Origin of the sequence: Kosakonia sp. YIM B13571 (assembly GCF_042788095.1) — a bacterium.
GTDB lineage: Bacteria > Pseudomonadota > Gammaproteobacteria > Enterobacterales > Enterobacteriaceae > Kosakonia > Kosakonia quasisacchari.
The window spans coordinates 378,564-393,028 of sequence record NZ_JBHZPL010000001.1 but is presented as its reverse complement, the minus strand read 5'-3'; the positions used below and the strand labels follow the sequence as shown (position 1 = coordinate 393,028).

At 54.4% G+C, this 14,465-nt stretch carries 10 protein-coding genes; 6 read left to right on the top strand and 4 right to left on the bottom strand.

All coding sequences use genetic code 11. From position 1 onward, the window contains the following. Positions 1-42 precede the first annotated feature (42 nt). The 4 genes from ACFX4O_RS01855 to ACFX4O_RS01840 all read left to right on the top strand — a co-directional run bounded on the left by ACFX4O_RS01855 (position 43) and on the right by ACFX4O_RS01840 (position 4,695). Positions 43-1,089: an aldo/keto reductase gene (locus ACFX4O_RS01855; RefSeq protein WP_380206888.1), complete on the top strand. Its 1,047-nt coding sequence runs from the start codon at positions 43-45 to the stop codon at positions 1,087-1,089. A 153-nt stretch (positions 1,090-1,242) separates the two neighbouring features. Then, positions 1,243-2,619, top strand: a complete 1,377-nt coding sequence (locus ACFX4O_RS01850) for a glycoside hydrolase family 1 protein (RefSeq protein WP_380206886.1) — start codon at positions 1,243-1,245, stop codon at positions 2,617-2,619. A 24-nt stretch (positions 2,620-2,643) separates the two neighbouring features. Then, a complete protein-coding gene (locus ACFX4O_RS01845) occupies positions 2,644-3,963 on the top strand; it encodes a PTS sugar transporter subunit IIC (protein ID WP_380206884.1) in 1,320 nt (439 codons plus the stop codon). A 15-nt stretch (positions 3,964-3,978) separates the two neighbouring features. Continuing rightward, a complete protein-coding gene (locus ACFX4O_RS01840) occupies positions 3,979-4,695 on the top strand; it encodes a GntR family transcriptional regulator (protein WP_380206882.1) in 717 nt (238 codons plus the stop codon). 47 nt (positions 4,696-4,742) lie between these two features. Here ACFX4O_RS01840 and ldtB read toward each other — a convergent pair whose 3' ends face one another. Beyond that, positions 4,743-5,663: a L,D-transpeptidase gene (gene ldtB, locus ACFX4O_RS01835; RefSeq protein ID WP_380206880.1), complete on the bottom strand. Its 921-nt coding sequence runs from the start codon at positions 5,661-5,663 to the stop codon at positions 4,743-4,745. A 208-nt stretch (positions 5,664-5,871) separates the two neighbouring features. Between ldtB and ACFX4O_RS01830 the strand changes: the two genes are divergently transcribed. Next, a complete protein-coding gene (locus ACFX4O_RS01830; RefSeq protein WP_380206878.1) occupies positions 5,872-7,464 on the top strand; it encodes an ABC-F family ATPase in 1,593 nt (530 codons plus the stop codon). Positions 7,465-8,028: 564 nt separating this feature from the next. On the opposite strand, the gene ACFX4O_RS01825 is transcribed toward ACFX4O_RS01830, so the two are convergent. Then, positions 8,029-10,395, bottom strand: a complete 2,367-nt coding sequence (locus tag ACFX4O_RS01825) for a TIM-barrel domain-containing protein (protein ID WP_380206876.1) — start codon at positions 10,393-10,395, stop codon at positions 8,029-8,031. 15 nt (positions 10,396-10,410) lie between these two features. After that, positions 10,411-11,712: an MFS transporter gene (locus tag ACFX4O_RS01820; protein ID WP_131406389.1), complete on the bottom strand. Its 1,302-nt coding sequence runs from the start codon at positions 11,710-11,712 to the stop codon at positions 10,411-10,413. A 298-nt stretch (positions 11,713-12,010) separates the two neighbouring features. Between ACFX4O_RS01820 and ACFX4O_RS01815 the strand changes: the two genes are divergently transcribed. After that, complete coding sequence (locus ACFX4O_RS01815; RefSeq protein ID WP_131406390.1) at positions 12,011-13,084, top strand: LacI family DNA-binding transcriptional regulator; 1,074 nt, start codon at positions 12,011-12,013, stop codon at positions 13,082-13,084. Here the strand turns inward: ACFX4O_RS01815 and ACFX4O_RS01810 are convergent. Beyond that, on the bottom strand, positions 13,081-14,340 hold the full coding sequence (locus ACFX4O_RS01810) for a DUF1479 domain-containing protein (RefSeq protein ID WP_380206873.1): 1,260 nt from the start codon (positions 14,338-14,340) through the stop codon (positions 13,081-13,083). The two genes, ACFX4O_RS01815 and ACFX4O_RS01810, sit on opposite strands and share 4 nt — an antisense overlap. Between the last annotated feature and the right edge of the window lie 125 nt (positions 14,341-14,465).

The following is a 14,465-nucleotide window of genomic DNA, read 5'->3' as shown; positions in this document are numbered from 1 at the left end:
TATAACTGTCTGGGTTAACTAAACAGATGAGGAGACGCCACTATGCGCTACAAAAAACTGGGTAATACCGGACTGTTTGTTTCTGAACTGTGCCTCGGCACCATGACATTTGGCGGTGACGACAGCGAGAGCATGTGGAGCAAAATCGGCCAGTTGCAACAGGCGCAAGCCGAGCAACTGGTCGGCAGCGCACTCGATGCTGGCATTAACTTTATCGATACCGCGAACGTCTATTCCGACGGGCGTTCGGAGGAGATCACCGGCCAGGCGCTGAAAAACCTGAAAGTGCCACGCGAAAACGTCATCGTCGCCACCAAAGTGTTTGGCGAAACCGGCACCGCCGGGGTGAACTCGCGCGGCAGTTCGCGTTATCACATCATGAATAGCGTGAAAGAGAGCCTCAAGCGCATGCAACTGGATCATATTGATCTTTACCAGTTGCACGGCTTTGATCCGGCCACACCCATTGAGGAAACGCTTTACGCGCTGGATAACCTCGTGCAGCACGGCCATGTGCGCTATATCGGCGTCTCTAACTGGGCGGCGTGGCAAATCGCCAAAGCGCTGGGGATTTCGGAGCGTCTTGGGCTGGCGCGCTTTGCCTCGCTACAGGCTTACTACACCATCGCCGGTCGCGATCTGGAGCGTGAACTGGTGCCGATGATGCAGAGCGAAGGCGTGGGGCTGATGGTCTGGAGCCCGCTGGCAGGCGGCTTGCTGAGCGGTAAATATAGCCGCGATGGTCAGGCGGAAGCCGGTGGACGCCGCCTGGCGTTTGATTTCCCGCCGGTGAATAAAGACCGCGCCTTTGATTGCGTGGACGTTATGCGCACCATCGCCGACAGTAAAGGGGTTTCCGTGGCGCAAATCGCGCTGGCCTGGCTGCTGCATCAGCCGGTGGTCAGCAGCGTGATTATTGGCGCGAAACGCGCGGAACAACTGGACGATAACATTGCGGCGACGGCGATCCGCCTGAGTGATGACGAACTGCAACAGCTGGATGCGGTGAGCGCACTACCGCGCGAATATCCCGGCTGGATGTTTGAGCGCCAGGGTGAATATCGCCGTAACCAGTTAAAACAACAGTAATTATCCTTCCTCTCAAACGCGACGCTCACCCCGTCGCGTTTTTCTTTTCTTTCGAATAGCGTCACAAAAACACACCCTTTCCTTTGCCCATTTTTTCGCCATTATCTATATGACTAGTCATATATAAAAAATGACTAGTCATGGAGAAGCGAGATGAACAAAACGTTACCGAACGGCTTTTTATGGGGTAACTCTGTATCCAGCATGCAGACCGAAGGTGCCTGGAACGAGGGCGGGAAAGGGATGTCGGTTTACGATATTCGCAAAGCCAGTGAATTTGCCTCCGACTGGAAAGTCGCCACGGATTCCTACCACCGATATCAGGAAGATTTCGACCTGATGCAGGATCTGGGCATGAACTGCTACCGCTTCCAGATTTCCTGGAGCCGTGTTTGTCCGCAGGGTGATGGCGAGTTCAATGACGAAGGCATCGCATTTTATGACCGCTTTATCGACGATTTGCTGGCGCGCGGCATTGAACCGATGATCTGCTTGTATCACTTTGATATGCCGCTGGCGCTGGCCGAGCAGTACAACGGTTTTGCTGACCGCCGCGTGCAGGATGCTTTTGTGCGCTACGGCAAAAAGATGATCGACTGCTTTGGCAGTCGGGTGAAGTACTGGCTGACCTTTAACGAGCAAAATATCTACCATATGCCTGGTGCGTTTCAGGTCGGTGGCTATCTGAAAGGCGAGAAAACCCTGCGTGAGCTCTATCAGATTCAGCACCATGTGATGATGGCGCATGTGTTGCTGACCCACTATCTGCACACCACCCAGCCCGGAAAATTAATGGGCGGCATGCTGGCGCATCAGTTGGTTTATCCGGCGACCTGTAAACCGCGCGATGTGTTTTGCGCCACGCAATATGACGAATTCCTCAATCAGAACTTGTTGCGAGTCTATGCCGGGCAGGGTTACAGCCCGGAAGTGCTGGCGGTGGTCGACAGAGAAGGCTTCCGTGATATCTACCGCGATGAGGATTTGGCGGAAATCGCACGGGTCAAAAACGACTTTATGGCGTTTAGCTACTACGCCAGTAAAACCCTCGACAGCGATGCTATTGCGCCCGGAACGCCGGTCAATTATTTCCTGCAACAGGGTGATAAAGCGAACCCATATCTTGAGGCGACCGAATGGGGCTGGCAAATCGATCCGCTCGGTTTTCGCGCCATTATCACCCGGTATTACAACGACTGGCGCTTACCCGTGTTCCCGATTGAAAACGGCATCGGCGTGATTGAGGAGTGGGACGGCGTTAACCCGATCGAGGACGATTACCGCATTGCTTATCACCGCGACCATATCCAGGCGATGCAGGACGCCATCTTTGAGGACGGCGCACAGGTATTGGGCTACCTCGGTTGGGGTTTGATCGACATTCTCAGTTCCCAGGGCGATATGCGTAAGCGCTACGGCGTGGTGTACGTCAACCGTGAAAACCATGACCTGAGAGACTTAAAACGCGTACCGAAAAAGAGTTATCGCTGGCTGCAACAGCTGATTCACAGCGACGGCCGCGACATGTAAGTAACGACTGAGAGGGTAGCCGCAATGTCTGACAGCAACATCACGCCGAAAATGCAGTCATTCGTCGATAAATTTGTCGAGTTCTCCGCCCGGCTGGCAAACCAGGTGCATCTGCGATCGCTGCGTGACGCGTTCGCGGCGGTGATGCCGATTTTTATCCTCGCCGGGCTGGCGGTATTGATTAATAACGTGGTTTTCCCCTGGGTGCTGGAAGGGGAGACGCTGGCGCGTTTTAAAGTATGGGGCGAGGCGGTGATCAACGGCACGCTGAATATCGCCGCGCTATTGATTGCGCCGATGACCGCCTGGTCGCTGGCACGCAATAAGAACTTTGACAACCCGGTGTCGGCGGTGGTCATTGCGCTTTCCAGCTTTATCATCATGATGCCGATGCAGTTGGATGTGGTGCCTGTTGGTGGCAAAGCGACAGTGAGCGTGACGCAGATGTTGGCGTTCACCAACATTGGCTCGACGGGAATTTTCGCCGGGGTGATTATTGGTTTGCTCTCCACGGAGCTGTTTATCCGCGTCGCCAGCGTGAAGAAATTCTCTATTTCGCTCGGGGAAAATGTGCCCTCGGCGGTGGGGCAATCTTTCTCCTCGCTGATCCCGGCAATCATTACCTTATCGCTGTTTGCTATTGTCGCGGCGCTGCTGGCGAACGTGCTGCACACGGATTTGATCCACCTCATCACCACACTTATCCAGCAACCGTTGCGGCAGATTAACACCAGTTTACCGGGCACACTGTTTATCTACAGTTTTGGTAACTTTCTGTTTACGCTCGGTATTCACCAGACGGTGGTCAACGGCGTGATCCTTGAACCCCTGCTGTTGATTAACACCAACGAGAACATGCTGGCATTTGCCAACGGGCAGCCCATTCCGCATATCATCAACAGCATTTTTGTACCCACGTTCGGTATGATTGGCGGCACCGGCAGCACCCTTTCACTGCTGATCGCCATCTTTATCTTCGCGAAACAGCAGTCGGCGAAGCAGGTGGCGCGGCTCGCCATTTCGCCGGGCTTATTCAATATTAATGAACCGGTGATTTTCGGCCTGCCCATCGTTTTTAACCTGCCATTGATGATCCCGTTTGTGCTGCTTCCGGCGCTGGGTATCTGGTTTGCCTGGCTTTGTACTACGCTGGGGTGGATCTCGCGCTGCGTGGTCATGATCCCGTGGACAACGCCGCCGATTTTAAGCGCCTGGTTGGCCACAGCAGGCGACTGGCGGGCAGTGGTAGTTCAGTTGATAATCATCATCTTTGGTGTATTCTTCTACCTGCCTTTCCTCAAAATTGCCGAGAGAGTGGCCTTAAGAAACAATGGGATAGACTAAAAATGAAGGAAGGCTATGGCGGCAAAATACATCACTATCGCGCGGGAAATTAAGCGGCGCATTCTCAGCCAGCAGTACGCCGCCAGTGCGCCATTGCCGGAGCAGTTTGCGCTGGCGGCGGAGTTTGAAACCAGCCGTATGACCATCCAGCAGGCGATGCGCCAGCTGATTGTTGAAGGGCTGGTCTATACCCGCCAGGGGCAGGGCACGTTTATCCGCAAGAATTTCCTGCAACTGTCGCGCTGGGATCTACCCGGTAGCGACTATTTCGGCGCCACCAAAACCTGGGAAAACGTGGGTGAAGTCACCAGTAAAATCATCCGCTTTGAACTGCGTTTTCCCACGGAAAAGGAGCAGGCCTCGTTGTTGGTGGGGCCGGATGACCCGGTGTATGACTTTATTCGCCTGCGAATGCTGGAAGGCGAACCGATGTCACTGGAGTTTACCCTGATGCCGGTGAATCTGGTGCCGGGATTAAACCGTGGACATCTCGAAAGCTCAGTATTTCGCTATGTGCAGGACGATCTGGCGCTGAAGATTATGGGCTCATATCGCATTGTGCGTGCGTTAAAACCCTGGGCGGAAGATAAGCTGTATCTGAACTGCGAAGAGACCGATCCGGTGCTGGAAGTCGAGCAGGTGATTTATCTGGAAGACGGAACGCCGCTGGAATATGCCCATTGTCATTACCGTTACGACCACGGCGGCATTATCGTGGTGAATCACGGGTAAAAAAAAAGCGGAGCCATTGCTCCGCTTTTTTATGCGATGAACCGCAATCAGTTCAGACGAACCGGCATACCGGAACGGTTCTGCAACGCCTGATCGACAACATTCGAATCGACATCAGACTGGTTGGTTACGGTCTGCACCGCTTTGGTCAGCGCAATCGGCACAATCTCACCACCGGTGAACTGGGCTTCAGTGGTCGACAGCGGGTTGTGAACTTCGATGTAACGGCTACCATCCGGCTCGGTGGTCGCTTTTACCGGCTCATCAATAAACTGTACGCGCGTACCGACCGGCACGTTTTCGAACAGGAATTTGATGTCGTCGTTACGCAGACGAACACAGCCGTGGCTGACGCGCAGGCCGATACCGAAGTTAGCGTTAGTGCCGTGAATCGCGTACAGGCGGCCGATATAGAGTGCGTACAGACCCATCGGGTTATCCGGGCCAGCCGGTACCACCGGCGGCAGCGGTTGACCCATTGCGACGTATTCCGCGTGCATTTTCGCCGTCGGCGTCCAGGTCGGACCGGCTTTTTTACGTTCTACTTTGGTCGTCCAGGCAATCGGGGTGTCTTTGCCCAACTGGCCAATACCGATTGGCAGCACGATTACCGTGTTGGTGCCTTTCGGATAGTAGTAGAGGCGCATCTCTGCACTGTTGATCACGATCCCTTCGTGAACCGTATCCGGCAGGATCAGCTGCTGTGGAACGTTCATCACAGTGCCGCCTTTCGGCAGGTAGGCATCAATGCCCGGGTTTGCTTCCAGCATGTTGGACAGACCCATTTGGTATTCAGCCGCAAAATATTCCAGCGGTTGGCTATTGCCTTCCGGAATAGTGACGACCTGGTTCTGGCCGATCAAACGGCTGCCATCAGTGGGCAGCGGATATGTAACAGCAGACGCGCTTTTGCAAAATCCCACGACAGCAAACGCCGCCGCTAAAAGGGTTGTTAATTTCATGTTCATCTTATGCAAGATTTATTGCCACACTGGCCGTTGGGTTGAGAATGCAGGAAGCGCATTATATGTGCATTCCACCGTCCAGGGAATTCAGATGTGTACGAAATCACACTTTTTTCCCTTTGCTTGCATTTTAGCGGCCTGACACCGGGCAGGAATCTAATTCGGAATTGTGGCATAATAGGGTGTTTGTCACATATTTCAGGATACCTCTGTGTTAGTCACCAGCAACGTCACCATGCAATTCGGCAGCAAGCCGCTGTTTGAAAATATCTCCGTCAAATTTGGCGGCGGCAACCGTTACGGCCTGATCGGGGCTAACGGGAGTGGTAAATCCACCTTTATGAAAATCCTCGGCGGCGATTTAGAGCCGACGCTGGGTAACGTCTCTCTCGATCCGAATGAGCGCATCGGTAAGCTGCGCCAGGATCAGTTTGCTTTTGAAGAGTTCAGCGTGCTCGACACGGTGATCATGGGCCATGCGGAACTGTGGGAAGTGAAACAGGAACGCGACCGTATTTATGGCCTCGCGGAGATGAGCGAAGAGGACGGCTACAAAGTGGCCGACCTCGAAGTGCTGTACGGCGAAATGGACGGCTATTCGGCGGAAGCTCGCGCGGGCGAACTGCTGCTCGGCGTCGGCATTCCGGTTGAGCAACACTACGGCCCGATGAGCGAAATCGCGCCAGGCTGGAAGCTGCGTGTGTTACTGGCACAGGCGCTGTTTGCCAACCCGGACATTCTGCTGCTCGATGAACCGACCAACAACCTGGACATCGATACCATTCGCTGGCTGGAACAGGTGCTGAACGAACGCGACAGCACCATGATCATCATTTCGCACGACCGCCATTTCCTCAACATGGTCTGTACGCACATGGCGGATCTCGATTACGGTGAGCTGCGCGTTTACCCAGGTAACTACGACGAATACATGACGGCGGCAACTCAGGTTCGCGAACGTCTGCTGGCGGATAACGCCAAGAAAAAAGCGCAGATCGCCGACCTGCAATCGTTCGTCAGCCGCTTTAGCGCTAACGCCTCCAAATCTCGCCAGGCAACATCCCGCGCGCGCCAGATCGACAAAATCAAGCTGGAAGAAGTTAAGGCTTCAAGCCGTCAGAACCCATTTATCCGCTTCGAGCAGGACAAGAAACTGTTCCGTAACGCGCTGGAAGTGGAAGCCCTTACGAAAGGGTTTGATGAAGGCCCGCTGTTTAAAAACTTCAACCTGCTGCTGGAAGTGGGCGAGAAAATCGCCATTCTGGGTGCGAACGGTGTGGGTAAATCCACCATGCTGAAAACGCTGGTTGGCGAGCTTGAACCTGATCATGGGACGTTGAAATGGTCTGAAAACGCGCAGATCGGCTACTACGCGCAGGATCACGCCGAAGATTTTGATAACGATCTCACTGTGTTCGACTGGATGAGCCAGTGGAAACAGGAAAGCGATGACGAGCAAGCGGTGCGCAGCATCCTTGGCCGTCTGCTTTTCAGCCAGGACGATATCAAGAAACCGGCGAAAGTACTCTCTGGTGGCGAAAAAGGCCGCATGTTGTTCGGCAAGCTGATGATGCAAAAACCGAACATCCTCGTTATGGACGAACCGACCAACCACCTGGATATGGAATCCATCGAATCGCTGAACATGGCGCTGGAGATGTACCAGGGCACATTGATCTTCGTTTCCCACGACCGTGAGTTTGTTAGTTCGCTGGCGACCCGCGTGATTGAGATTACACCGCAGCGTGTGGTGGATTTCTCCGGGAATTATGAGGATTATTTGCGTAGTAAAGGTATCGAATAAATTTACCGTCGTCTTTCACGCTACAGGTGCGTTGGCTGCACCTTCGTACCCCGGTCACTTACTTATGTAAGCTCCCGGTGATACTCAGCTTTGCCGCCTTCCTGTTGCGCGAAATCCTTAGGTAAATAATTCACCGACCTCTCTCATGCTACAGGTGCGTAGGCTGCACTTTCGTACCCCGGTCACTTACTTATGTAAGCTCCCCGGGGATACTCAGGTTTGCCGCCTTCCTGTCGCGCGAAATCCTTAGGTAAATAATTCACCGACCTCTCTCACGCTACAGGTGCGTTGGCTGCACCTTCGTCCCCCGGTTACTTACTTATGTAAGCTCCCGGGGATACTCAGATTTACCGCCTTCCTGTCGCGCGAAATCCTTAGGTAAATAATTCACCGACCTCTCTCACGCTACAGGTGCGTAGGCTGCACTTTCGTACCCCGGTCACTTACTTGCGTCTTGAGTAATTTTCCGGAATACCCCGACTTGCCGCCTGTCTGGGATGCGAAATATTTAGGTCAATGAGAGGAAAAAAGCCCGGTAAGCACATGGCTACCGGGCTTTTCACATTAAGCAAAGGTCCACTCGCTGGCCGCTACGCCATTAATTAATAACTGGCGTTTTTCACCCGCCGGAAGCGTCACTTTTAGTGACTGCCAGGCCGGGCGATAGTCGCCGCGCGCGTGTACCTGCAAATCAATGACGCTGCCCGTACAGAGCATTTCCCACTCCAGCCACAGCGCGTTGCCCTCTTTATAACCCCAGGACTCGCCGTCATCCTCAAACAGCAAGCCGCTGGCGCGCCCTGTGCCTTTTATCGGGAACAGGTGCAGTTCACGTGTGGTATCCGTTTTTGCATCCACATGCTTGATGCGATCGCTGAGCGGCAGGCCGGCACCGGCGCGCACCAGCAACGGCAGCGTTTCCAGCGGTGCATCGAGCGTCACCCACTGGCCTGGTGCATACCAGCAACCGGTGTAAAAGTCGTACCAGCCTGTATCGTTGGCTGGCAGCCAGACGCGGCGCTCGCGTTGACCGGGCTCGACAACGCTTGCCACCAGAAGATCGCGGCCGAGCAGGAAGTCGTCACACTCTTCGAACGTCTGCTCGTCATGTTCGTGATCGAGGAACGTCGGGCGCAGCATTGGTTCGTCGTCGGCATGCGCCTGCCACAGCAATGTGTAGAGATAGGGCAGCAGGCGATAGCGCAGCTCAATCGCACTGCGGATCGACGGGGTGATCGCCGGGTACATCCACGGCTCATTCACCGTGTGATCATCGTTCCATGAATGGATGGTAAAACGCGGGTGCATCACGCCGTTTTGCACCCAGCGCACAAACAGTTCCGCATCCGGTTTATCGCCGGAAAAACCGCCGACATCGTGACCCACGTTATACAGGCCGGACAAACTCATGCCCACGCCCATACGGATGTTGTAGCGCAATGTATCCCAGTTGGTGCGGTTATCACCGCTCCAGGTTTGCACATAGCGCTGCATGCCCGCACAGCCGGAACGTGAAATCAGGTATGGGCGCTTTTGGGGAGCAAACCGCTGCTGCGCTTCCATCGAGGCGCGCATCATCAACAGTGGCATCACCGGGCGAATGTGTTTAATGGCGATTTCCTGGCCAAAGCCGTGGCAGCGCGCTTCACCGTCCCATACTTCAAATTCGTTGTTATCGTTCCAGGTCGAATCGATCCCCATCTCCAGCAACTGGGTAGTGACGCCTTCCTGCCACCAGTCGACAGTCTGCGGGTTGGTGAAATCGAGGTGTGAGCCTTCGTCATCCCAGAAACTGGAGCGTTCCGGCGCATCGGTTTCGGAGTCGCGAATAAACAGACCGCGCTCCGCCACGTCGCTATAATGCGGGTGATCTTGCAACAAGCAGGGTTTGATATTCGCCGCCAGCTTCAGGCCCGCATCGTGAAACGCCTGGCTCATCACCTTCGGCTGCGGCACTTTGTCGTAGTTCCAGTTAAAGACATAGCGCTTGCCGTTAATCGAGGTGTAGCCGGAAGAGAGCTGGAACGAATCGCACGGAATGGCGTGTTCTTCGCACAGACGAATAAAGTTCATCAGCTGGTTTTGCGCATCCGGCGCATCGGTGTAATGCATGGTGGAGCCGCTATAACCGAGGCTCCATTTCGGGCCGAACAGCGTTTTCCCGGTGAGGCGCACAAACGCTTTGGTGACATCCAGCGCACGCGCGCCAGTAAAAATGTAGTAATCAATATCGCCCGCTTCCGCTTGCCAGCGGCGATAAGCGGTGTGGTAGTTATCGATCTCGTTACCCAGATCCAGCCAACAACTGCTGAGGTTGTCATACAACAGACCGTAGCTGATGTCATCGCGGCGGGTGAGGGTAAACGGAATGTGCTTATACAGCGGGTCGGTGCTGGCTGCGTTATAACCCATCGCATCAAGGTTGCGCATCTCGTAGCGCTGGCCGGTACGTTGCAGGTTACCCGCTTTCTCGCCGAGGCCGTAGAAACGCTCCTCTTTTTTTCGGCTGAGATAGTGTGCCACGCCGTCGCCATGCGCGTTTACCAGATAAGCGCTGGTCGGGCGATCGCTTGCCAGCCATTGCCAGACGCCTGCGCCATCGCGGTAGTGCCACTCCAGCGACAGCGGCTGGTGCACAGTAACGCGCAGTTTTGCGCTCTCAATGGTTAATGTCTCCTGCTGTTGCGTCAGTGACCATTGCGGCAGGCTAAAACCCGAAAGATCGTCGCGTGAGCGACCTTCCCATGGCACGTCATCTTTCGGCGCGATGCTCCAGGTCCTGTTCAGCGCCAGCTCACCTTTACGCTTGAGCAGCACGCGAAATAGGTTCTCTTCCAGCACATACAGGCACAAGGTATGTTGCCCGTCTACCAGCAGCTCAACATGGTGAGCTGACTGTTTTTGTAACGTCCAGTTCTTCAGGGTTTTCATATCAGACATCCACAATCAGGCGCGTTTTGCGCGTCGTTCAGCAATAAATGCCACCAGGAAACAAGCGCCAATCAGGTCAAAGAAACCCATGGCAATAAACAGCGGGTTGAAGCCAATTTTGTCGGCGGTAACGCCAATCAGCAGTGAGAAGAGGAAGCTGGCGATCCACGCTGCTGAACCGCGCATGCCGTTCACCGTCGCCATCTGGCCTTTATCGAAGGATTCCACCACCAGCGCGCTCAACATGCAGGAGATGATTTGGTGACCAAAACCGCCAATCGAAATCAGCACAATGGTGAGGTACGGATCGCGGGTGATGGCGACAGCGGCAAGTGAAATCATCAAAAACGCGCCAGTTACGGAGCTGGCAACCACCGAGTTCACGCGGGTGCAGCCAAACCAGCGGGTATAGAGTTTGGTCAGGTAACCGCTGGCGACGCTGCCGAGATCGGCGGCGAGGAACGGCAGCCAGGCGAACATAGCGATCTGTTTCAGATCCATACCGTGTTCTTTTGCCAGATAGAGTGGCACCCAGAAACTCAGCACCGCCCAGGCGGGTTCTGCCATAAACGCCGGGATGGCGATACCGTAAAACCGTTTGTTTTTCGACACGTTTTTCAGGGCGGTAAAGAAGGGCAGTTTGACCGCTGGCGGTTCATTATCCTGCTGAATAAATGCCAGCTCGTCTTTACTGAGGTTCGGGTGTTTTTCCGGGTTGTGGTAAAACGCCCACCACAAAATCACCCACAGCAGCGCCAGAACACCAGTAAACATAAACGCGCCCTGCCAGCCAAATGAGGCGTGAGCGAAGTAGATAATCGGCGGGGCCAGCATGGCGCCAATCGAGAAGCCAACGCCTGCCCAACCGGCAGCCACCGGGCGTTCTGATTTCGGGAACCATTCGCCGATCGTTTTGGCGTTCGCCGGCGTTGCCGCTGCTTCGGATGCGCCCATGGTGAAACGCAAAATCGCCAGATGTATCCAACTGCTTGCACCGGCGTGGAAAATACAGGCCAGCGCCCAGATGATGGCGCACACCATAAAGCCGACTTTCAGACCAATCACGTCAATCAACCAGCCACACAGCGGCTGGAAAATGGTGTAAGCCAACTGAAATGCACCGACAATCCACGAATATTGTTCAGTGGTGATCCCCAGACTGGTTTTTAATTCCGGTGCCAGAATCCCCAGCGAGTTACGCGTGATGTAGTTCACCGTCACGCCGAATAAAAACAGGACTAATACCCACCAGCGTAAATTTTTGACTATCCGGCGGCTTTTACTGGCCGCCATTTCATTGTTGATTCCCTGGCTCATTTTTTTCTCCGCACATCTTCTTGTAGGGAAGTCGGGGCAAACTCTCGCGGAGTTGTTATACCGCACAGGTTTGCGTGATGATTTATCTGCGTTTTTTTGGTTATTGTTCATACAACTAGTATGGAAGTTGTATGACACATTTACGTTAGGCGAGAAAAATCGGCAGCTAAAGTGGATTTTGTGCAAGGATTCTCATCAATTAGCGACGGCATGCGGCAAACTTATATTGATGCCATGAATATCAGGCTTTTCGATTCATGAAAATTTTCCCATTTCGGAAACGGAGCAAGATCACAGAATGGATAAAAAGCTCAAAATCAACGAAATTGCCCTGCGCACTAACCTGTCGACCAGTACGGTTTCCCGTGTGCTTGCAGGTAAGGCGAACACCAGCGAAAAAGCGCGTGCAGCAGTGCTGGCCTGCGCGCGTGAGCTGGGGGTAATGGAGGGGATTGCCGCAGGACGGCTGCTGCTGAATAACCTGGTTGTTTTCGCACCGCAGCGGGCATTTGATGAGCGTTCCGATATCTTCTATTACCGTGTGATCCAGAGTATTAACAAAGCGTTGGCACCTCATGAAGTGCGGCTGCGCTACTGCGCGCTGGAAGAGCTGGACAGCGACGCCAATGAATTTCTCTCACGTATGAATGCGCCGGAAACTCAGGCGGCGATCCTGCTGGGCATTGATGATCCCCATATTCATGATCTGGCGGCGGATATGGGTAAACCCTGCGTGTTGATCAACTGCCGCGACGGGCGTATGCGTTTGCCTTCCATCGCGCCGGATCACCGGACCATCGGCGAGTTTGCGGCAAATTATCTGTTTGATATGGGCCACCGCGATGTGGTGAATGTGATGTGTCTGCGTCGCTACACCATGGATCTGCGCCTGGCAGGGATCAAAGAGGCCTGGCAGCGGCGCAATCTGCGTTTTCAAAGTAAGCGGGATCTGATCACCGTACCCAGTTTTAGTGCCAAAGAAGCAGGAATGCGGGTAGCGGAATGGCTTGATGATCCGGCGCATAAATCACCGCCCACTGCGTTTCTGGTTGGTGGCGATTTTATGGCTGAAGGCACGGTTCATGCGCTCCAGCAGCGCGGGCTGCGCGTGCCACAGGATGTCTCGGTGATGAGCATTGATGCGTTTAATCTGGCGGCAATTCAGGATGTGCCGCTCACGGCGGTGCATGTCCCGCGTGATGAACTGGGCGTGGAGGCAGTACAACTGCTGCAACAGCGTTTGATCCGCCCGCAGGCTACCACCGGTTCGCTGTTACTCAACGGCACGCTTGCGGTGCGGGAATCGGTACGGCGGATACGTTCGGGACAGCAACGTACCGCCGTGGAGCGCGAAGGGTTATACGATGCTTAAACGTCCATACCCAGTGCGCGCTTGCCATGAATATTCAGATCGCTCAGCGTAAAGCGGCCTGACCAGTCGCTTTCGTAGTTCTCACGCGGGAAATCATCCGGCGAAGCACCTTGCTCCAGCGCGACCTTCACTTTGCGCGCATACGCGAGGTTTTTCGCGCACAGTGGTGCGGCGGGAATGTACATCACATTGCCCCAGCCTTGCTGGTTTTCCACCGGCGCAACGGAGTGGATCACATCGCAGTGCCACCACACGGAATCTCCCGCTTCCAGCGCTGGAATAGTGCTCAGAGCTTCCATCAACAGCGGATGCCACTTCTCTGAAACCGGTAATACCCGGCCAGGCGCCACGCCGCACAGTTCATCCTCCGGTACATCATCGAGCAGCGGACGTAGCAGGATGTACGCCATTGCTTCCGGGATCGGCACCACGTGCAACAACCCCTGGCCGGGGATCATGTCTGACAATGCTGTCCAGCCCTGAAAGGTGCGGAACACCGAACATTTGGTGGTGTTATCCACCGTGTACTCTTCCACTTCGGTGCGGTGCGCCGCATCCCACGGGTCATACTCCTCAACTTTGCCGTTAAACACATTGGCAAATACTCGCTGGTAAGCAGGCAACAGCCAACGTTCCAGCGCACCGGAATCTGTATGCGCGCCGAGGCCTTTCGAGGTGGTTCCCGGCGGTCGGCGTCGAATGCGATCGGGGTAGATAACGCTGACATCCGGGTTGAACCACTGCTGGCCTTCGCTCTCAAAGCGCCACAGACGGTTAAGGAAGGATTGCACGGCGGCCATTTCATTGCTCTGGCGCGCCTGCATCTGCGCCTGCGACCAGTAAATAGGGTAGATTTCCGGGCGCGAGGCTTCCAGCGTACCAAAGAAGCTGTCACCAGGCCCTTTGTACACGTCATCAAAATGGTTGTTGTCGAGATAATCCAGCATTGAGCGATCCCAGCCCAGCGCTTGCTCACGCGGGAAATGCCCCTTGATGACCGCACAACCGCGCCGTTTGATCAGCGCCCGCTGCGCCTCGCTGACCTTGCCTTGTGCAATGTCGCTGTAGGCAATTTGCGGCCACACAGATTTACCTTGTGCTTTAAGGGCATTGATATCAGCCACGCGGGCAGCAATTTGCTCACTCAGGCGGTTAAATACCTGCTGTACATCGCCGATCTGCGCGCGCAGTTGCTGTTTCATCTGACGGATCGATGCTTTGTGATCGGTAGGCAGCGTTTCACTGGTAAAAGCCATATTGACCCTCTCATTCTTTCATTCGAAAGTTATTTAACTTACAAGTGATAAAATAAGTTAAAAATAAGTTAATGCAAGTTTAAAAACTTGATGCGGAGCACAAAGCGGAAAAGTAGCAACAGGAA

What these genes read in the sequence shown, in the direction of transcription:
- ACFX4O_RS01855 (WP_380206888.1), top strand. Translation starts at nt 43, where the DNA reads ATGCGCTACAAAAAACTGGGTAATACCGGACTGTTTGTTTCTGAACTG.
- ACFX4O_RS01850 (WP_380206886.1), top strand. Translation starts at nt 1,243, where the DNA reads ATGAACAAAACGTTACCGAACGGCTTTTTATGGGGTAACTCTGTATCC.
- ACFX4O_RS01845 (WP_380206884.1), top strand. Translation starts at nt 2,644, where the DNA reads ATGTCTGACAGCAACATCACGCCGAAAATGCAGTCATTCGTCGATAAA.
- ACFX4O_RS01840 (WP_380206882.1), top strand. Translation starts at nt 3,979, where the DNA reads ATGGCGGCAAAATACATCACTATCGCGCGGGAAATTAAGCGGCGCATT.
- ldtB (WP_380206880.1), bottom strand. Translation starts at nt 5,663, where the DNA reads ATGAACATGAAATTAACAACCCTTTTAGCGGCGGCGTTTGCTGTCGTG.
- ACFX4O_RS01825 (WP_380206876.1), bottom strand. Translation starts at nt 10,395, where the DNA reads ATGAAAACCCTGAAGAACTGGACGTTACAAAAACAGTCAGCTCACCAT.
- ACFX4O_RS01820 (WP_131406389.1), bottom strand. Translation starts at nt 11,712, where the DNA reads ATGAGCCAGGGAATCAACAATGAAATGGCGGCCAGTAAAAGCCGCCGG.
- ACFX4O_RS01815 (WP_131406390.1), top strand. Translation starts at nt 12,011, where the DNA reads ATGGATAAAAAGCTCAAAATCAACGAAATTGCCCTGCGCACTAACCTG.
- ACFX4O_RS01810 (WP_380206873.1), bottom strand. Translation starts at nt 14,340, where the DNA reads ATGGCTTTTACCAGTGAAACGCTGCCTACCGATCACAAAGCATCGATC.